16 protein-coding genes and 1 pseudogene are annotated in these 17652 nt (G+C 66.8%); 12 read left to right on the top strand and 5 right to left on the bottom strand.

The features are described 5' to 3' along the window. Positions 1–212: 212 nt before the first annotated feature. Together U742_RS0111100 and U742_RS0111095 are read left to right on the top strand one after the other, a co-directional pair. Complete coding sequence (locus tag U742_RS0111100; RefSeq protein ID WP_029352967.1) at positions 213–1523, top strand: MFS transporter; 1311 nt, start codon at positions 213–215, stop codon at positions 1521–1523. A 108-nt stretch (positions 1524–1631) separates the two neighbouring features. Next, complete coding sequence (locus tag U742_RS0111095; protein WP_081852947.1) at positions 1632–3290, top strand: GMC family oxidoreductase; 1659 nt, start codon at positions 1632–1634, stop codon at positions 3288–3290. A gap of 55 nt (positions 3291–3345) precedes the next feature. Here U742_RS0111095 and U742_RS0111090 read toward each other — a convergent pair whose 3' ends face one another. Beyond that, positions 3346–4275 carry a LysR substrate-binding domain-containing protein gene (locus U742_RS0111090; protein ID WP_081852956.1) on the bottom strand — a complete coding sequence of 310 codons (930 nt, stop codon included), beginning with the start codon at positions 4273–4275 and terminating at the stop codon, positions 3346–3348. Between the two features lie 320 nt (positions 4276–4595). Between U742_RS0111090 and U742_RS0111085 the strand changes: the two genes are divergently transcribed. The 6 genes from U742_RS0111085 to U742_RS0111060 all read left to right on the top strand — a co-directional run bounded on the left by U742_RS0111085 (position 4596) and on the right by U742_RS0111060 (position 11366). Then, positions 4596–5498 (top strand): tripartite tricarboxylate transporter substrate binding protein, encoded by a 903-nt coding sequence (locus U742_RS0111085; protein WP_248310331.1) that lies wholly within the window; start codon positions 4596–4598, stop codon positions 5496–5498. A gap of 90 nt (positions 5499–5588) precedes the next feature. After that, a complete protein-coding gene (locus U742_RS0111080) occupies positions 5589–6146 on the top strand; it encodes a tripartite tricarboxylate transporter TctB family protein (RefSeq protein ID WP_051661070.1) in 558 nt (185 codons plus the stop codon). A 35-nt stretch (positions 6147–6181) separates the two neighbouring features. Further along, positions 6182–7690, top strand: coding sequence for a tripartite tricarboxylate transporter permease (locus tag U742_RS0111075; protein ID WP_029352956.1), 1509 nt, complete (start codon positions 6182–6184; stop codon positions 7688–7690). A gap of 223 nt (positions 7691–7913) precedes the next feature. Continuing rightward, entirely contained in the window at positions 7914–9329 is a 1416-nt protein-coding gene (locus tag U742_RS0111070) for an acylating sulfoacetaldehyde dehydrogenase (protein WP_156034205.1), read from the top strand. A 10-nt stretch (positions 9330–9339) separates the two neighbouring features. Further along, positions 9340–10467, top strand: coding sequence for a succinate--CoA ligase subunit beta (locus U742_RS0111065; protein WP_029352953.1), 1128 nt, complete (start codon positions 9340–9342; stop codon positions 10465–10467). Continuing rightward, entirely contained in the window at positions 10464–11366 is a 903-nt protein-coding gene (locus U742_RS0111060) for a succinate--CoA ligase subunit alpha (RefSeq protein WP_197028238.1), read from the top strand. The genes U742_RS0111065 and U742_RS0111060 overlap by 4 nt, the downstream gene beginning before the upstream one ends. A 13-nt stretch (positions 11367–11379) precedes the next feature. On the opposite strand, the gene U742_RS0111055 is transcribed toward U742_RS0111060, so the two are convergent. Next, positions 11380–12252: a LysR family transcriptional regulator gene (locus U742_RS0111055; RefSeq protein WP_029352949.1), complete on the bottom strand. Its 873-nt coding sequence runs from the start codon at positions 12250–12252 to the stop codon at positions 11380–11382. A gap of 90 nt (positions 12253–12342) precedes the next feature. On the opposite strand from U742_RS0111055, the gene U742_RS0111050 reads away from it, so the two are divergent. Genes U742_RS0111050 through U742_RS0111040 form a run of 3 tightly spaced genes read left to right on the top strand, consistent with a single transcriptional unit; the run spans position 12343 to position 14783 of the window. Next, entirely contained in the window at positions 12343–13128 is a 786-nt protein-coding gene (locus U742_RS0111050) for an SDR family oxidoreductase (RefSeq protein ID WP_029352947.1), read from the top strand. Positions 13129–13152: 24 nt separating this feature from the next. After that, complete coding sequence (locus U742_RS0111045) at positions 13153–13860, top strand: ribonuclease activity regulator RraA (RefSeq protein ID WP_029352945.1); 708 nt, start codon at positions 13153–13155, stop codon at positions 13858–13860. Continuing rightward, entirely contained in the window at positions 13857–14783 is a 927-nt protein-coding gene (locus tag U742_RS0111040; protein WP_029352943.1) for a dihydrodipicolinate synthase family protein, read from the top strand. Before U742_RS0111045 ends, U742_RS0111040 begins: the two co-directional genes overlap by 4 nt. A gap of 109 nt (positions 14784–14892) precedes the next feature. On the opposite strand, the gene lhgO is transcribed toward U742_RS0111040, so the two are convergent. The 3 genes and pseudogenes from lhgO to U742_RS23370 all read right to left on the bottom strand — a co-directional run. Continuing rightward, the gene (gene lhgO / locus U742_RS0111035; protein ID WP_029352941.1) at positions 14893–16092 is read right to left on the bottom strand and encodes an L-2-hydroxyglutarate oxidase; all 1200 of its coding nucleotides are present in this window, start codon (positions 16090–16092) and stop codon (positions 14893–14895) included. Continuing rightward, on the bottom strand, positions 15996–16451 hold the full coding sequence (locus U742_RS0111030) for a hypothetical protein (RefSeq protein ID WP_029352940.1): 456 nt from the start codon (positions 16449–16451) through the stop codon (positions 15996–15998). The genes lhgO and U742_RS0111030 overlap by 97 nt, the downstream gene beginning before the upstream one ends. Positions 16452–16458: 7 nt before the next feature. Next, positions 16459–16584 (bottom strand): annotated as a pseudogene (locus U742_RS23370) (biotin synthase); the annotation flags it as partial. 241 nt (positions 16585–16825) lie between these two features. On the opposite strand from U742_RS23370, the gene U742_RS0111020 reads away from it, so the two are divergent. After that, positions 16826–17650 carry a substrate-binding periplasmic protein gene (locus U742_RS0111020; protein WP_081852945.1) on the top strand — a complete coding sequence of 275 codons (825 nt, stop codon included), beginning with the start codon at positions 16826–16828 and terminating at the stop codon, positions 17648–17650. Positions 17651–17652 lie beyond the last annotated feature (2 nt).

Raw genomic sequence — 17652 nt, 5'->3', positions numbered from 1 at the left:
TGTGCCGCTCATTCTATACCGCGCCTGCGCGCCGGCAACCGACACATATCGCATGTGCGAAATCCGTTAGAGTATCCAATAGTGATACTCAAAGTCTCAAAAAGCATTGACTCGATTTTGTAACATGACAGCATAGGGGAGTGAGCCGACGCAAAGACGTCGGCCCAAAATGAAAATCATAAAAAACAACGTCGCCACGTAGGGAGGGCGCAATGTCGGATATCGCTCTGGATTCCGTAGGCAAAGGCACGCATGTGAGCGGCCTGCGCAAGGTTGTCGCTGCGAGCCTCATCGGCTCGACGATCGAATGGTATGATTTCTTTCTCTATGGTGTGGTCGCCGGTATCGTCTTCAACAAGCTGTACTTTCCGGCCGACAATCCCACCGTCTCGATCATGCTGGCCTACGCGACGTTCGCGGTCGGTTTCGTCGCCCGCCCCTTCGGCGGCCTGATCTTCGGCCATTTCGGCGACCGGATCGGCCGCAAGACGATGCTGGTGATCACGCTGATGCTGATGGGCGGCGCCACCGTGGCGATCGGCCTGCTGCCGAGCTACGCGTCGATCGGCATTCTGGCGCCCGTCCTGCTGCTGCTGCTGCGCGTGCTGCAGGGCATCGGCATCGGCGGCGAATGGGGCGGGGCCGTGCTCATGGCCTATGAGTATGCCCCACAGAACAAGCGGGGCTTCTACGCCTCGATCCCCCAGATCGGCCTGTCGCTCGGCCTGTTCATGTCCTCCGGCGTCATGGCTCTCCTCACGCTGCTTCCCGACGAAGACTTCATGTCGTGGGGATGGCGTGCCGCCTTCGTCGGATCGATCGTGCTGGTGTTGCTCGGCACCTGGATCCGCTCGAACATCGGCGAGAGCCCCGAATTCGAGAAGGCGAAGGCTGAATCGCGGGGGCGCGACCTCGCTCTGCCGTTCGCCGACATGCTGAAGCGCTATCCCGGCAATGTGGTCCTGGGCATGGGCGCCCGGTACATCGACGGTGTGTTCTTCAACATCTTCGCGGTGTTCTCGATCCTCTACCTGACGAAATTCGTCGGCATCGACCGCACGCAGGCCCTCTGGACGGTGTGCGCCGCGGCGATGGTGATGGTGATATTCATTCCCTTCTTCGGACGGGTCTCCGACCGGATCGGCCGCCCGACGACCTATGCCTGGGGATCGCTGCTGCTGGCCCTCAGCGTCTTTCCCGCCTTCTGGCTGATGTCGACCGGCGACCCGGTACTGATCGTGCTCGGTATCGTGCTGCCCTTCGGCGTCATCTATCCGATGTGCTACGGCCCCGAGGCCGCATTGTTCGCCGATCTGTTCGATCCGACGGTGCGCTACACGGGCATATCCTTCGTGTACCAGTTCTCGGGCATCTTCGCGTCCGGCATCACGCCGATGATCGCCACCTACCTGATGACGGCGAACAACAACGATCCGTTCTGGCTGTGTGTCTACGTGGTTTTCGCCGCGCTCGTCTCGATGTTCAGCGCGATCCTCATCGGCCGGCGTCGCCGTCTTTCCTGAAACCTCCCGGTCGCCAGACGGACTCTCCCTCGCGGGCGAGGGGGAGTCCGCCATTCAGCGAAAGGCAGAGTTTTCGAGGCCGATGGTCTCAGAAATGAGGATCACGAGATGAGGCAGGCGATGGAGACGGCGGACTACGTGGTCGTGGGCGCGGGCTCCGCAGGATGCGTGATCGCCAACCGGCTGAGCGCCGATCCCACGGTCCGGGTGATTCTGATCGAGGCCGGGGGGAAGGATTCGAGCCCCTGGATTCACGTCCCGGTCGGCTATTTCAAGACCATGCACAATCCCGACTTCGACTGGTGCTACCAGACCGAGAAGGATCCGGGGCTGAACGGGCGGCAACTGAACTGGCCGCGCGGCAAGGTGCTGGGCGGCTCGTCGTCGCTCAACGGCCTGCTCTATGTACGAGGGCAGCGCGAGGACTATGACCGCTGGGCGCAGATGGGCAATGCGGGCTGGTCCTGGAGCGAGGTGGGGCCGATCTTCGAAAGCCTGGAGACGTTTCAGCGCGGTGGCGGCGAAGGCCGCGGCACGGCGGGTGAGCTGCAGGTATCGGACCCTCGCCTGCGGCGCGAGATCTGCGAGCGCTGGATCGAGGCTGCCCTGTCTCTCGGCCATGCCTACAACCCGGACTATAACGGGCCGGTGCAGGAGGGGGTCGGCCATTTCCAACTGACCGTCGACCGCGGGCGCCGCTGCTCCTCCGCGACGGCCTTTCTGAAGCCGGTGCGCGATCGCCGGAATCTCTCGGTCGTGACGGATGCCCATGTGCTGCGCGTCGTGATCGAGGGCGGGCGCGCGACCGGCGTCGAGCTGCGCCGCGACGACGGCAGCCTTGAGATCGTGCGCGCCAGCCACGAGGTCATCCTGAGCGCAGGAGCGATCGGATCGCCGCACATCCTCATGCTGTCGGGCATCGGTGACGGCCGCCGGCTGCGCGAGCACGGCATCGAGGTCCGGTGCGATCTCCCGGAGGTCGGCCGCAATCTTCAGGACCACCTCCAGGCACGGCTGGTCTTCAAGTGTCACGAGGCGACGCTGAACGACGAGGTGCGCAGCCTCCTCAACAAGGCGCGTATGGGTCTCGAATACGCGCTGTTCCGCACCGGGCCGATGACCATGGCGGCGAGCCTCGTCTTCGGGTTCATGAAGACGCGGCCGGGGCTCGCGACGCCGGACATCCAGTTCCACATCCAGCCCTGGTCGGCCGACAGCCCCGGGGAAGGCGTCCATCCCTTCTCGGCCTTCACCCAGTCCGTCTGCCAGTTGCGTCCCGAAAGCCGGGGAACCGTCGCACTGAAATCGGCCGATCCGCTGACGCATCCGCTTATCGCTCCGAATTATCTCGCGACGGCGACCGATCGCGACACTGTGGTGGCCGGCATCCGCATGGCCCGCCAGATCGCCCGCACCGAGCCGCTGCGATCGGCGATCTCGGAGGAGTTCCGGCCGGTGGCGGCCCTTGAGAACGATGAGGAACTGCTCGACTGGGCCCGGATGAATTCGACGACGATCTATCATCCCACTGGCACCTGCCGGATGGGGCCGGACGAGCGCGCCGTGGTGGATGCACGGCTGCGGGTACGGGGCATCGCGGGACTGCGGGTCGCGGATTGCTCGATCATGCCCGAGATCGTCTCGGGCAACACCAATGCTCCCGCCATGATGATCGGTGCCAAGCTGGCGCGCATGGTCCTCGATGACCGGCGCGCAGGTGTTGAAGCCGGCGGAGCTGTCGCGAGCCGTGTCGCGGAGGTCGCCTGATCAAGACCATCGGAGATAAACGCGATTGCGTCAGATGACCGAGGCTACGCTGTCTCTAGACCCGCGCCATGCCCAGATGCGGCGGCAGCGGCGGAGACCCTCCGACGATGGCGGTGGTATGGAAGGCGGAAACCTGCGCCAGCTCGCGCTCGACGAAGTCACCGAGATGTTCGGCCGCGGCGCTCAGGCCCATCGGGCGGCGGTGCAGCACCAGCTCGATGGCGGGAAGGTCGGGCAGCCCGTCCTGCGTTCCCGGGCAGCGCATGCCCGGCTGCACCGCACAGCGCGGAAACACCGATACCGCGAGCCCCGCGAACACTGCCGCCTGAAGCCCGGCCAGGCTCTCGCTGAAGGAGGTGATGGTCCAGCGTCGGCCGACGCGGCCCAGCGCCTCCAATGTGCGCTGGCGATAGACGCTGCCGGGCGGCAGCACCGCAAGCGGCACCACCTCTTCCGTCTCCGGCCGATCATGCGGCCCGGCGACCCAGGTCAGCGGCTCCCACCGCACCACGGTGCCGGTCATCTGATCAGGTTGCCGCGTGGCGATGACGAGGTCCAGCTCATCGCGCTGCATCGCCTCGTAGAGATGGACGCTGCGCATGCAGCGCATCTCGATTTCCACATGCGGATGTGCCCGCGCGAAGCGACGCAGAAGCTGCGGCAGCAGATAGGCGGCGTAGAGATCGGGCACGCCGAGTGTGACACGCCCCTGAATCTCGGGGGCGCCGAAGCGTGCACGGGCTTCGTCGTTGAAGCGCAGGATCGCGCGGGCATATTCGAGGAATATCTCGCCGTCCGGCGTCAGCGTCAGGTGCCGGCGATCCTGGCCGAAAAGCGGACGGCCCAGCGTCGCCTCGAGCCGCTTGATCTGATGGGTGACCGCCGGCTGCGTCCGGCCTACGACGCGCCCCGCCGAAGTGAGCCCCCCGGTCTCGACGATGGCGACAAAGGTGCGAACCAAAGCGATGTCGAGGTCATGGATCATGATCATAAACATCGCGAATGATCGCGATTAACACAATAGATTTCGTTTAATGGCTTCGTCGACATACCGTCTTTCGACTACCCTGTTGTCGCGTCGGACCGTGGGATTACGCCAAGTCCTCCGGCCCATCTTCGAAGCGACGGCCACGTCATCGGGCCGTCGAATCAAGTTTGAAACAAGTCGCGCAGAAGCACTCCGGGCAGTGTCACGTCGGGTCAACCGGCGGACAGCGGAATCCGGTGAGGGAGGTAATCGGTATGAATCTATCACGACGCCATTTTCTTTACGCGGGCAGTGCTCTGGCCGCGGCTGGCTTGCCCTTGCGGCGAGCGGCATTCGCGGCGAGCGAGAAGTTCCCGACGCGGCCGGTCGAGATGATCGTGCCGTGGGGACCCGGCGGGGGCGCGGATCAGCTCGCCCGTCAGATCGGCAAGCTTGCCGAACCCATGTTCGGCCAGGGCGTGCCGGTCGTTAACGTGCCTGGCGGCACCGGCGCCACCGGCATGGCCAAGCTCCTCGCCACGCCGCCAGACGGTTATTCCGCTGCCATCTATATCGCTGACGCGCACGCTCTGCTGGCCGGCTCGAACCCGCGCTGGCAGCTCTCCGACATCACGCCCGCGGCGGTGATGATCCAGGCGCCGTCCTTCATCTTCGTGGCGCAGGACAGCCGGTTCAAGACCTGGGCCGATTTCGAGAAGGAGGCCAGGGCGAGCCCCAACAAGCTTAAGGTGGCGACCCTCGGTTTCGGCAGCGTCGACGATTTCACGCTCAGCTATCTCGCGGGCAAGGGCGTCAACGTCATCCAGGTTCCCTTCTCCAAGCCGAGTGAGCGCTACGTATCGATCCTCGGCGGCCACGCCGACGCTCTCTACGAGCAGGCGGGCGACGTCGGCAGCTTCCTCGCAGGCAAGCAGATGCGGCCGCTCCTCGTCTTCGGCAAGGAGCGCTTCCCCGCTTTCAAGGACGTCCCGTGCTCCTACGAGCTCGGCTACCAGGTCGCGCTGCCGCAGTTCCGTGCCGTGGTGCTGCGTGCCGGCACCCCGGAAGGGGCGCTGTCGGTGTTCGATTCCGTCATGGGCAAGGTCGCGGCGACCGAGGAATACAAGAAATTCCTCACCGAGCAGATCGCGGACCCCAACAGCTACCTCACGGCGAGCCAATCCGGAGCCTTCCTCGAGCAGCAGCTCAGCGAGATGAAGGCGCTGGCGAAGCCCGCCTGATCGGGCATGCGTCCCGGCCGCTGTGGCCGGGACGCTCGGCATGTCCGCCGTCTCCATAACCCGTTCCGTTTCGCGTCGAGGAGGGTCGCCATGACCACGCACTCGTTGTCGAGCCGCGTCTCGGCGGCACTGCCCTATGCCGTTCTCATCATCGTCTCTGCCGCCCTCTGGCATTTCGCCAACCGGATCGACGTCGCCGCGCGGCCGGGTCAGCTCGGCCCCGACTTCTGGCCGAAACTCGCCATCGGGCTGATGGCCATCGTCAGCATGGTCGAGCTGGTGCGGGCGGTCATCTCGCCCAACCATAGTGAGGCGCATGGCATCACCGATCAGCTCGAGGCCGCCGAACCGCTGCCCGATGCCGAAGAGCTGAACGACCGCAGCATTCCCCTTCTTCTCGGCGGCATGGGACTGTGCGTCGCCTATGCACTCCTGCTCGGCGTCATCGGCTTCCCGCTCTCCACATTCTGCTTCCTGGTGGCCTTCATCTATCTCGGCCGCTTCCGCAGGCACGGCACGATCTGGGCCGCCGCCCTGATCGGAACGGTGGTGCTCAGCTTCCTGTTCCTGAAGGTGGTCTACGTCTCGCTGCCGCGCGGGATCGCCCCGTTCGACGCCGTCACCGACTTCATCGTCGGCCTGTACTGACCCCGCGGGTCCGAACGACCGGAAAGGCGCCTCACATGCTCGATATTCTCACGCAGCTCGGCGCGGGCTTCATCGCCTGCTTCACCCCGATCCACATGCTGATGCTGCTGGTCGGCCTCGTCGTCGGGCTCCTGGTGGGCATCCTGCCCGGCCTGACGCTGGTGATGGGTGTGGTTCTGTTCCTGCCCTTCACCTATCAGATGGAAGTCACCGCGGCGATCATCCTGCTCACCGCCATGTATGTCTCTGGCACATATGGCGGCGCCTTCACCTCGATCCTCTTCCGCATTCCCGGCGAGCCGATCCATGTGCCGCTGCTGTGGGACGGCTATGCGATGGCCAAGCGCGGGCAGCCGGCGAAGGCGCTGGGCTGGACGCTGGTCGCGGCACTGATCGGCGGCCTCATCTCCGCATGCATCATGGTGGTGCTGACCAAGCCGGTGGCGGACTTCGCGCTGCAGTTCTCCTCGCCGGAGTATTTCGCCATCGTGCTGTTCGGCCTTGCCAGCGTGATCGCGCTCGGCAAGGGCTCAATCCCCTCCGCGCTGATCAGCCTCGCGATCGGGCTGCTCATCGCCTGCGTCGGCACCGACGCCATCTATGGCTCCTACCGGTTCACCTTCGACCTGCCGATCCTCGCCGACGGCATCGAGTTCCTGGTGGTCATGGTGGGCGCATTCGGCGTGGCAGAGGTATTGGCGCGGCTCGAGATCGGCTTTTCCTCCGCCCCGCTCCAGGGGGTGGGCGGCACGCGCACGCAACTGCCGAGCTTCAAGGAGATCATGGCGCTCAAGGGCATGATGCTGCGCTCGACCCTGATCGGCCACGTGGTCGGCGTGGTGCCTGGCGCGGGTGCCACCATCGCTTCCTTCGTCGGCTATGGTGTCGAGAGTCAGTTCGGCCGCCAGCGCGCCCGGATGGGCACCGGCGTACCGGAAGGCATCGTCGCGCCGCAGAGCGCGGCGACAGCTTCGGTGGGCGGGGCGCTGATCCCGCTCCTCGCCCTCGGCATTCCGGGCAGCGGCGCCACCGCCGTGATACTCGGGGCCTTCATGCTGCACGGCATCCAGCCGGGACCGCAGGTGATGATGACCTCGCCGGCGATGGTCTACACCATCTTCGCCTCGCTCTTCATCGGCGTCGTCGCCATGTGCGTGCTGGGCTATTTCGCCATCCGCCCGCTGGTGAGGATTATGGATTTCCCGGAGGCCGTGGTCTCCGCCTTTGTCATGATCTTCTGCTTCATCGGCGCGCTGTCCATCCGCTCCAACGTGACCGACCTCTGGCTGATGCTCGGCTTCGGCGTGGTCGGCTATCTGTTCGAGCGGATGCGCTTTCCCATCGCGCCCATGGTGCTGGGGGTGATCCTTGGTCCAATCGCCGAGGAAGCCTTCATGAACTCCATGATTTCGTTCCAGAACGACTGGGTGGTGTTCTTCACGCGGCCGATCTCCGGCACGATTCTGGCGCTGGTGATCCTCACTCTGGTGCTGCCGGTGGTGGGCCCGCTGCTGCCGCGCCGGCGCCATGTGCCTGCGGAGTAGGTCATGCGGCACATGAATGGATGCAATTCAGATAATAAATTTTCTTTAGCTCCATCCCGTCCGTAAATTTCGATCCGCAGCCCCGGAATGGAGCTGCGCACTCGAGGCCCGCCTGGCGTGACGCCGCACGGCTCGCGAGTACGGAGCCACACCGGAGGGCCCAGGTGGCTCCCCGCAACCAGAGAAATCGCAAAGGAGGAAAGCCATGGCACAAGCCGCCGTCATGCCGCTCGACGATGCGGACGACGCTGGCGCCGTCGTCGAGCGCACCATCCGCGCCGCGCGCCGTGCCCAGGAAAGCTTCGCGAATGTGAGCCAGGAGCGGGCCGACGAAGCCGTGCGCGCGCTGGCCTGGGCCATCTACGAGCCTGGCCGCGCGCGTGAGCTGGCCGAGCTGGCTGTCGCCGACACCGGCCTCGGCAACGTGCCGGACAAGGTCGTGAAGAACCAGCGCAAGACCTTCGGCACCTTGCGCGACCTGATGCGCGGGCGCTCGGTGGGGGTGATCGAGGAAGATCATGCCAGGGGCATCTTCAAATACGCCAAGCCCATGGGCGTCATCGGCGCGGTAACGCCTTCCACCAATCCCGCGGCCACGCCGGCGAACAAGGCGATGATGGCCATCAAGGGCCGCAACGCCATCGTCATCGCTCCCTCGCCACTCGGCTATCGCACCACCGCCCGGGTCGTGGAGATGATGCGTGCCGAGCTCGCCCGCATAGGCCTGCCGGAAGATCTGGTGCAGATCGTCCCCGAGCCGGTCACCAAGGAAGCCACCACCGCGCTGATGCGCATGGCCGACCTCGTCGTCGTCACCGGATCGCAGGATAATGTGCGGCGCGCCTATTCCTCCGGCACGCCGGCGATCGGGGTCGGAGCCGGCAACGTGCCGGTCATCATCGATGCGAGCGCGGACCTCGACGATGCGGCCCGCAAGATCTGCGCCTCCAAGATCTTCGACAATTCCACCTCCTGCTCCTCCGAGAACGCCGTCGTCATCCTCGACGAGGTCTATGACGCGGCGATCGCCGCGCTAAAGGCGGCTGGCGGGTACATGTGCACGCCCGAGGAGAAGGAGCGGGTGCGCGGCGGCCTATGGGTCGGCGGTAAGCTCAACCGCAACCTCATCGCCCGCGACGCGGCGACGCTAGCGGCCGCATTCGGCCTGCCGGACGCGGCGAAGGGCGCCAAGTTCTTCATGGTGGAGGAGACCGGTATCGGTCGCGAGCATCCCTTCTCCGGCGAAAAACTGTCGCTCGTGCTCACCGTCTACCGGGCGCGCGACTTCGCCGAGGCGAAGACCCTGGTGCGCTCGATCCTTGACCATCAGGGTCGCGGCCATTCGCTGGGCATCCACACCAAGAACCTGGACCATGGACGGGAGTTGGCCGCCGATCTGCCGGTGGTGCGCGTGCTGGTCAATTTCGCCCACACCTTCGGCAATGGCGGCGGCTTCGATTCCGGCCTGGGCTTCACGCTCTCCATGGGCTGCGGCTCCTGGCAGAAGAATTCGATCTCCGAGAATCTGAGCTACCGCCATTTCCTCAACATCACCCACCTCGTCACGGTGATTCCCGAGGACAAGCCCTCCGAGGAGGAGCTGTTCGGGCCGCTGTGGGCGAAGTACGGCAAAGAGTGAGGGCGGCGCCATGAACCTCGTGGAACAGGCCGCCAAGGCCCTCGTCCTCGCCCCGGCCGGGATTCCGATCCCGCAGGGCGTTCTCTGCCGCACGCCGGAGGAGGCCGCGCAGGCTTGCCGCAGCATCGGGTCGTGCGTGGTCAAGGCCCAGGTGCCGACCGGCAAGCGCGGCAAGGCGGGCGGCATCAAACGGGCCGATACGCCGGAGGCCGCCGCCGACGCGGCCCGGGCGATCCTCGCCATGTCGATCGACGGCCATGCGGTCGAGAGCGTCCTCGTCGAAGCGTGCGCGGCGATCGCCCACGAATTCTATGCCGCGGTCCTCACCGACTTCGCCAGCCGCCGGCCGCTGGTGCTGTTCTCGACCGAAGGCGGCATGGACATCGAGGAGGTGGCGGCATCGCGGCCCGACGCGCTGCGGCGCGCGGTCGTTGATCCCGATGACGGCTTCAGCCAAGCCGACGCGGCAGCGCTGGTGCGCGGTCTCGACCTCGGCGCGGCGGTCGGGCAGGTGACCGACGTGCTCGCTCGCCTCTATGCCGCCTATGTCGCGAGCGACGCGGAACTGCTCGAGATCAATCCGCTCGCGGTGCTTTCGGACGGGCGCGTGGTGGCGCTCGACTGCAAGTTCACGCTCGACGATTCCGCCGCCTTCCGCCAGCCGGAGCTCGCCGCCGCCGCGGCGCGCGAGCCGGCGACCGATCTGGAGCGGCGTGGCGCCGCTGCCGGGCTCAAGTTCATCCAGCTCGACGGCAATGTCGGCGTGCTCGCCAACGGCGCGGGGCTCACCATGACCACCATGGACGCCATCGCCCATTTCGGCGGGCGGCCGGCCAACTTCCTGGAGATCGGCGGCGAAGCCTATACCAAGGCGGAGACCGCGCTCGACCTCGTGCTTTCCAATCCCGGCGTGAAGAGTCTCGTCGTGAACTTCTGCGGCGCGTTTGCGCGAACCGACGTGATGGCCGAGGGCGTGGTCAAGGCATGGGAGAGCCTGAAGCCGACGCTGCCGGTCTATTTCTCGATCCACGGCACCGGCGAGGACGAAGCGGTGCGGCTGGTGCGCGAGCGCCTCGGCATCGAGCCGTTCGATTTCATGGAGGACGCGGTCAAAGCCGCGGTGGAGGCAGCTCGATGATCATCTTCCGCAAACATCACCGTGTGCTCGTCCAGGGCCTCACCGGCAAGCAGGGCTCGTTCTGGGCCGAGAAGATGATGGGTGCAGGCACCCGGGTCGTCGCCGGCGTCAACCCCAAGCGTGCCGGCGAGACCCATCTCGGTGTGCCGGTCTTCGCCACCGCCCGGGAGGCGGCGCGTACAGCGCCGTTCGACGTGGCGGTGATGTTCATCCCGCCCGCCGCCGCCAAGGAAGCCGCGCTCGATGCCATCGACGCCGGCGCCGCGCTCCTCGTCGTGCTCACCGAACACATCCCGGCCCATGACGTGATGGCTATACACCGGGCGGCGGCGCGCAGCGGCACCCGGATCGTCGGTCCCAACACGGCCGGCCTGGTGACGCCGGGGGAGGGTTTCGTGGGCATCATGCCGGGACACAACCCGAACATCTTCAAGCCGGGGCGCATCGGCGTGCTCTCGCGCAGCGGCAGCCTCGGCACGCTGATCTGCCTCAATCTCACCCGCGTGGGTCTCGGGCAGTCGGCCTTCCTCGGCCTTGGTGGCGACCCGATGATCGGCGTCACCACCCGCGCCGCGCTGCAGGCGCTCGACGAGGATCCCGGCACCGAGGCGGTGGTGCTGGTGGGCGAGATCGGCGGATCGATGGAGGAAAAGGCGGCGGAATATGCGGCCGGGATGACGAAGCCCGTCGTCGCCTTCATCGCCGGCTGCGCCTCGCCACCCGGCAAGAAGATGGGACATGCGGGCGCCATCGTCACGGGCAGCGCCGGCGGCTATCCCGCCAAACGGGCCGCTCTCGAGGCGGCGGGAATCACGGTGGTCGATACGCCGGCCGAGATCACCGCGGCTCTCTCCGCCCGGCTTGCGGCGGCGCAGCCACGGACCATGGCGACGACCTGAGGCGGCGGGCCGGCTACGTTGCCGGCCTGCTGCCCAGCACGCCGATCAGGACTTCGACCAGGCGGCCCGCCGCGGAGTTGCGGGGCCACAGCATGCCGATGCGGCGGGGCTCGGAGGGCAGCGGCAGCGGAAGGCGCACGACGTCGTCCGAATCCGGCGACGGGCGCGCCCAGTCCGGCACCAGCGCGACGCCCAGCCCGTTGGCGACCATCACCGCGATGGCCTCCAGCGAATCCAGCTCCAGCCATTCCCGAGGGACAATGCCGGCGTCTTGCAGATAGCGATCGACGATCCGCCCGCCCCAGTTGTTGCGGTCGTAACGGATGAAGGGGCGCGTGGCGAGGAGGTTGTGCACGTCCTCATCCGCCCAGCCGCGCGGCGCGAGCAGGGTGGTCGTCTCCGAGCGCAGCAGCCGCCAGTCGAAGGTCTTGAGGATCGGAAAGGGCGGTTCCACCAGAAGGGCCGCATCGATGCCGCCGTCGACGAGCTGCTGATGGAGCGCGGCCGAGGTGCCGGGCAGGAGGAACACCTCGACATTCGGCACCGTCTCGCGCAGGCGGCTGAGCGCGGGCGCGAGCAGCCCGGTCAGCGTGGTCGAGATGGCGCCGAGGCGCAGCTCGCCCGCCGGCGCATCCTCCGCCGCGAGGATGCGCAGATGGCGCGCATCGGTGAGAATCCGGCGGCTGCGCTCCATGATGGCGAGGCCCGCCGGGGTGGCCCGCACGCGTCGGCCGGCGCGGGCGAGAAGCGCCACGCCGATCTCGTCCTCCAGCGCCTGTATCCTCTGCGCGACGGCGGCGGGCGTGATGCCGAGCCGGCGCGACGCCTCAGCCAGCGAGCCGCGCTCGACCACGGTCAGGAAGGTTTCCAGGAAGCGGGTTTCCATCGCAAGAAAAACTACTTCCTGAAGGAAGAAAACACCAGTTTCGCTGTGCTTCCTATGCGGGATAATTCCCGAAAGGGAGAAGCCGCAGTCATGGATTTCGGACTGAAGGAAAAAACGGCGCTGGTCTTCGGTGCCGGTGGCGGCCTCGGCGGCGCGATCGCGCGGTCGCTGGCAGCGGAAGGCGCACGGGTGGTGGTGGCCGATATCGACGGCGAGGCGGCCGGCCGGACCGCGGCGGCGATCACGGGCAGCGCCGGACAGGCGCGGGCGCTCACCTGGAACATCGCGGACATCGCCGCCGCCCCCGCACATATCGAGGAGATCGCCGCGCGCTTCGGGCCGGTCGATGTGCTGGTCAACAACACCGGTGGACCGCCGCCGACCCCCGCGGGCGGGCAGAGTCCCGAGACCTGGTCGCGCTATTTCGACGAGATGGTGCGCTCGGTCATCGCGGTCACCGACCTCGTGCTGCCGGGCATGCGCGAGAGGAAATGGGGGCGCGTCATCACCTCCACCTCCTCCGGCGTGGTGGCGCCCATTCCCAATCTCGGCATCTCCAACACGCTGCGGCTCGCCCTTGTCGGCTGGTCGAAGACGCTGGCGCGCGAGGTCGGGCGCGACGGCATCACCTGCAACATCGTGCTGCCGGGGCGCATCGCTACCGGGCGCATCACCTTCCTCGACGAGCAGAAGGCCAAGCGCGAGAATCGCCCGGTCGCCGAGGTGACCGCGGAGAGCACCGCCAGCATACCGCTCGGCCGCTATGGCGACCCGCGTGAATATGGCGACACCGTCGCCTTCCTCGCCAGCGACCGCGCTTCCTACATCACCGGCTCGGTGATCCGCATCGACGGCGGCCTGATCGCCAGCATCTGAACCTTCCAGAACCGGGATTCCCTCATGAGCCTCGATACTGCCGCCATCGAAACCCTGAAGAAGGTCACCACGGCGACCATCACCACCATCATGCTGAAAAAGGGGCTCCGGAACGTCTGGCTGCGCGGCACCAAGCCCGTGCGCCAGGGCCAGGGGCGCCTTGTCGGCAAGGCCTTCACGCTGCGCTTCGTGCCGGCCCGCGAGGATCTCGCCACGCCGGAGAGCTGGTCGAAGCCGATCTCGACCCGCGGCGCCATCGAGGCGATGCCTGAGGGCGTCATCGTCGTCGCCGACGCGATGGGCGTCACCGATGCCGGCATCTTCGGCGACATCCTTTGCGCCCGCATGAAGAAGCGCGGCGTGGCCGGTCTCGTCACCGACGGGGTGCTGCGCGACGGCGAGGGCTGCCTGTCGACCGGCCTGCCGATCTGGTGCGAGGGCGTCGCCGCGCCGCCTTCGGTGGCGGGTCTCACCTTCGTCAACTGGCAGGAGCCGATCGCCTGCGGAGGCGTCGCGGTGTTCCCGGACGACATCATCGTGGTGGACGACGACGGCGCGGTGTTGATCCCGGCGGGTTATCTTGATGTGGTCCTGGCGGAAGCGCCGGAGCAGGAACGGATGGAAGCCTGGATCATGTCGGAGGTCGACCGCGGCGTGCCGCTGCCCGGCCTCTATCCGATGAACGCCGATACGAAGGCCCGCTACGAGGCCTTCAAGGCCGGTGCGCCGTGACGTTCGGTCCCGACGCCGGCGGCCTGTACGCCATCGCCACCACGCCCTTCACGCCGGAGGGCATGATCGATGCCGCCTCTGTCGACCGGCTGACCGATTTCTATCACGAGAGTGGCGCCACCGGCATCACCGTGCTCGGCATCATGGGCGAGGCGCCGAAGCTGGAGCCGGAAGAGGCGCTCGGCCTGGTGAAGCAGGTGGTCGGCCGGTCGAAGGTGCCGGTGGTGGTCGGTGTCTCGGCGCCGGGCTTCGCCGCCATGCGCTCGCTTGCCCTCAGGTCCTTGGAGGCGGGCGCCGCCGGCGTGATGATCGCCCCCGCCCCGCATCTGCGCAGCGACGAGCAGATCCTCGGCTATTTCGCGCAGGCGGTGGAGGCGATCGGCACGGATGTACCTTTCGTGCTGCAGGACTATCCGCTCACCCTGTCGGTCGTACTGTCGACCGGCGTCATCGCCCGGATCATGACCGACCACCCCTCCTGCGTCATGCTCAAACACGAGGACTGGCCGGGGCTGGAGAAGATCTCGGCGCTGCGCGCGCTGCAGGCGAAGGGCGCGCTGCGCCCGTTCTCCATACTGTGCGGCAATGGCGGGCTGTTCCTCGATTTCGAGCCGGAGCGCGGCGCCGACGGCGCGATGACCGGCTATGCCTTTCCCGACATGCTGGCCGAGCTGGTGGCGCTCCATAAGGCGGGCCGTCGGGACGAGGCGCACGACCTGTTCGACGCGCATCTGCCGCTGATCCGCTACGAGCAGCAGCAGGGCGTCGGGCTCGCTGTGCGCAAATATGTGCTGATGCGGCGCGGCGTCATCGCCTCCGACGCGCAGCGCAAGCCGGCGGGCCGGCTGAGCGAGACCGCGCGGGCGGAGATCGACTATCTGCTGGCGCGGCTCGCCCGCAAGGACCCGCGCGCGGCGGTGTGAGCGCCGCCTAGAGTCTTTCCGTTTTTATTGGCAACACGGAAACACTCTAAGTTCTTATTTCATCGCGTTTTCTTCACGCGAACCGGTTTCCACTTCGCTCAAAAACGCTCTAGGCTGCCGCCTGTTCCATCCGGTCGACGATCATCTTCGCGATCGGCATGGCGGAGGTCGCCGCCGGTGAGGGCGCGTTGCAGACATGCAGGCTGCGCGGGCTGTCGAGGAACAGGAAGTCCTGCACCAGCGTGCCGTCGTCGAGCACCGCCTGCGCGCGGATGCCGGCGCCGGGCGTTCCGAGATCGGCCAGCGTCAGGCTCGGGCAATATTTCCGGCATTCCTCCAGATAGCGCCGGCGCAGCAGCGAGTTGCGGAATTCGGTGAGGCCGGAAGCGAGATTCTTCCGCGCCATCGACCAGAAGCCGCTGAAGCCCACCATTGAGGCGATGTCGGAGAGGTTCACGCTGCCGCGCGGATAGCCCTCCCGGGAGAAGCCGAGCACCGCGTTCGGCCCGACCGTCACCCGCCCGTCGATCATGCGGGTGAGATGGATGCCGAGGAAGGGCAGCTCGGGATCGGGCACCGGGTAGATCAGGTGCCGCACAACGGCCGATTTGGTGGGCGGCAGCGTGTAGTATTCGCCGCGGAACGGCACGATGCGGTGGCGTACGTCGAGGCCGGCGAGACTGGCGATGCGGTCGGACTGGAGGCCGGCGCAGGCGACGAGGCGTTCGGCGCGCAGCTCCTCGCCTTTGTCGGTCGTCACCGTGACGCCGGCGTCGTCTTCCCGAATGCTGGTGACGCGGGTCGACAGGCGCAGTTCGGCGCCCGCCTCGCGCAGCCGCTCGGCTATGGCTAGGCAGATGCGGCGGTAGTCGACGATGCCGGTTGCCGGCACCAGCAGCGCTTCCAGCCCACTGACATTCGGTTCGATCCGCGCGAGTTCGGCGCCGTCGACGTGGTGGATGTCGAGGCCGTTCTGCCGCGCACGGCCGGCCAGCGCATGCATGCGCTCGACCTCGACGGGGTTGGTAGCGACGATCAGCTTGCCGCAGACCTCGAACGGGATCTGGTTGTCCCGGCAGAACTGCTTGGTCGCCTCGGCGCCCTCAAAGCAGAGCCGGGCCTTCAGCGAGCCCGGTGCGTAATAGACCCCGGCATGGATGACGCCGCTGTTGTGCCCGGTCTGGTGGAGGCCGAAATCGGCCTCCTTCTCGATCAGCACGATGCGGGCGGCGGGATCGCGGGCCTTGAGCTCGCGGGCGGTGGCGAGGCCGACAATGCCGCCGCCGATGATGAGATACCGATAATCCATGAGCCGATGTCGTGCCGGTGTCGGGGGTGGATGTTCAGGCTTCCGCCTCGTCGGCCGGAATCCGCTGCTCGTCGAGAGCCTTCAATATCACCGGAATGAGCAGGGCGGCGATGGTCAGGACGACCGAGCGCGATCGGCCGCTCGACGAAGACCAGCACGTCGCCCTGGCTCTGGATCAGCGTGCGGCGGATGTTGCGCTCCAGCATCGGCCCGAGCACCGGCCCGAGGATGAGCGGCACCGCCGGATAGTCGAGCTTGGTGAGCGCCATGCCGACGACGCTCGCCAGCACGGCGATGAAGATCGAGCCGGTCGAGTACTCGATGGCGCAGACGCCGAAGGCGACCACCGCCAGCACCATCGGGGTAGAGCAGCACGTCGCCGGTGAAGATCGAGTTGGCGCCGGCGAGGAAGCAGAGCGCCTGCATCTCCTCGCTCATTGCGTGGCGGCCGGCCGAGAGGCGCACCACGCTCGCCGGCATCAGGATGCGCGCGGTGCACAGCGGACTGCGCAGCTTGCTGCAACCCGATACCGGAGGGCGCCTGTAACCTGTTCGTTATCCCCCGGCGTCTGCCGGGTCGGCTTGCGCAGTGTGAAGCTATCGCAGTTATAGTCGGTTAAGGCCGGACCGCTAAGGTTCCGGCGCTGCAGCTCTCCCGGTATTTTTGCGCTATCGGTCCGATGATCGGGACGGTCGCCCAAGGCGCGCTATGACGTTGGACAGGAAGACACCTATGGCCATGTCGCGCCGGGCGCTTCTCGCGGCCGGAGGCCTGTTCCTCGCGGCGCCCCGGCTATGGGCGCAGGAAGCCGTCGGTGACGTTCGCCAGATCGTCGACAGCGGGGCTCTGCGCATAGCGACGCCCGGCTTTTCCGCCCGCCCCTTCTTCCGGGCGGTGGGAGAGCCCGAACAAGGGCTCGATTTCGATCTTGGCCGCGGGATCGCCGCGGCGCTGGGCGTGAAGCCGGCCGTCGACCGTTCCGGAACGACGTTCGACAGTACCGTCCAGCAGATCACCGAAGGACGGGCGGACCTCGCCATTGGCAAGCTGAGCCGCACCCTGAAGCGCGCCCGGGTGATCCGCTATTCCGCCCCCTATGCACGGCTGCATCACGGGCTGCTCGCCAACCGGCTCCGGTTTGCGCAGATGGTCGGCGGCCGGACGGCCGAAGACGTCATCCGCGACTATAAGGGCGATCTTGGCGTCATCGCGGGCTCGTCCTTCGCCGAATACGCGCCGACGAGCTTTCCCAATGCCCGCGTGCGCGAATTCGGCAGTTGGCGGGAGATCGTCGAGGCCATCCGCGCCGAGCAGCTCGACATGGCCTATCGGGACGATTTCGAGATCAAGAAGCTGCTGGTGGACGATCCCTCGCTGACGGTCGTCGCGCGCTCCATCACGCTGACCGACAAGACGGACACGCTGGCGATCGGCATCCGGCCCGATGCCCCGCATCTGAAGGATTTCGTGAACCTGTTTCTCGAGCTGGACCGCAACGGGAAGGTCATGACCACCGACGAACTCATCGCGCGCTATCGTGCCGAGGCCGGCGTCTGACC

The organism is Allobosea sp. 117, assembly GCF_000702305.1.
In the GTDB taxonomy this organism is placed as follows: Bacteria; Pseudomonadota; Alphaproteobacteria; order Rhizobiales; family Xanthobacteraceae; genus Ancylobacter.
This window is presented reverse-complemented; position numbering and strand designations above follow the sequence as displayed.

Excerpts from the sequence above, each read along its gene's own strand:
- U742_RS0111100 (WP_029352967.1), top strand. The coding sequence starts at position 213 with ATGTCGGATATCGCTCTGGATTCCGTAGGCAAAGGCACGCATGTGAGC.
- U742_RS0111095 (WP_081852947.1), top strand. The coding sequence starts at position 1,632 with ATGAGGCAGGCGATGGAGACGGCGGACTACGTGGTCGTGGGCGCGGGC.
- U742_RS0111090 (WP_081852956.1), bottom strand. The coding sequence starts at position 4,275 with ATGATCCATGACCTCGACATCGCTTTGGTTCGCACCTTTGTCGCCATC.
- U742_RS0111080 (WP_051661070.1), top strand. The coding sequence starts at position 5,589 with ATGACCACGCACTCGTTGTCGAGCCGCGTCTCGGCGGCACTGCCCTAT.
- U742_RS0111075 (WP_029352956.1), top strand. The coding sequence starts at position 6,182 with ATGCTCGATATTCTCACGCAGCTCGGCGCGGGCTTCATCGCCTGCTTC.
- U742_RS0111070 (WP_156034205.1), top strand. The coding sequence starts at position 7,914 with ATGCCGCTCGACGATGCGGACGACGCTGGCGCCGTCGTCGAGCGCACC.
- U742_RS0111065 (WP_029352953.1), top strand. The coding sequence starts at position 9,340 with ATGAACCTCGTGGAACAGGCCGCCAAGGCCCTCGTCCTCGCCCCGGCC.
- U742_RS0111060 (WP_197028238.1), top strand. The coding sequence starts at position 10,464 with ATGATCATCTTCCGCAAACATCACCGTGTGCTCGTCCAGGGCCTCACC.
- U742_RS0111055 (WP_029352949.1), bottom strand. The coding sequence starts at position 12,252 with ATGGAAACCCGCTTCCTGGAAACCTTCCTGACCGTGGTCGAGCGCGGC.
- U742_RS0111050 (WP_029352947.1), top strand. The coding sequence starts at position 12,343 with ATGGATTTCGGACTGAAGGAAAAAACGGCGCTGGTCTTCGGTGCCGGT.
- U742_RS0111045 (WP_029352945.1), top strand. The coding sequence starts at position 13,153 with ATGAGCCTCGATACTGCCGCCATCGAAACCCTGAAGAAGGTCACCACG.
- lhgO (WP_029352941.1), bottom strand. The coding sequence starts at position 16,092 with ATGGATTATCGGTATCTCATCATCGGCGGCGGCATTGTCGGCCTCGCC.
- U742_RS0111030 (WP_029352940.1), bottom strand. The coding sequence starts at position 16,451 with ATGGTGCTGGCGGTGGTCGCCTTCGGCGTCTGCGCCATCGAGTACTCG.
- U742_RS0111020 (WP_081852945.1), top strand. The coding sequence starts at position 16,826 with ATGGCCATGTCGCGCCGGGCGCTTCTCGCGGCCGGAGGCCTGTTCCTC.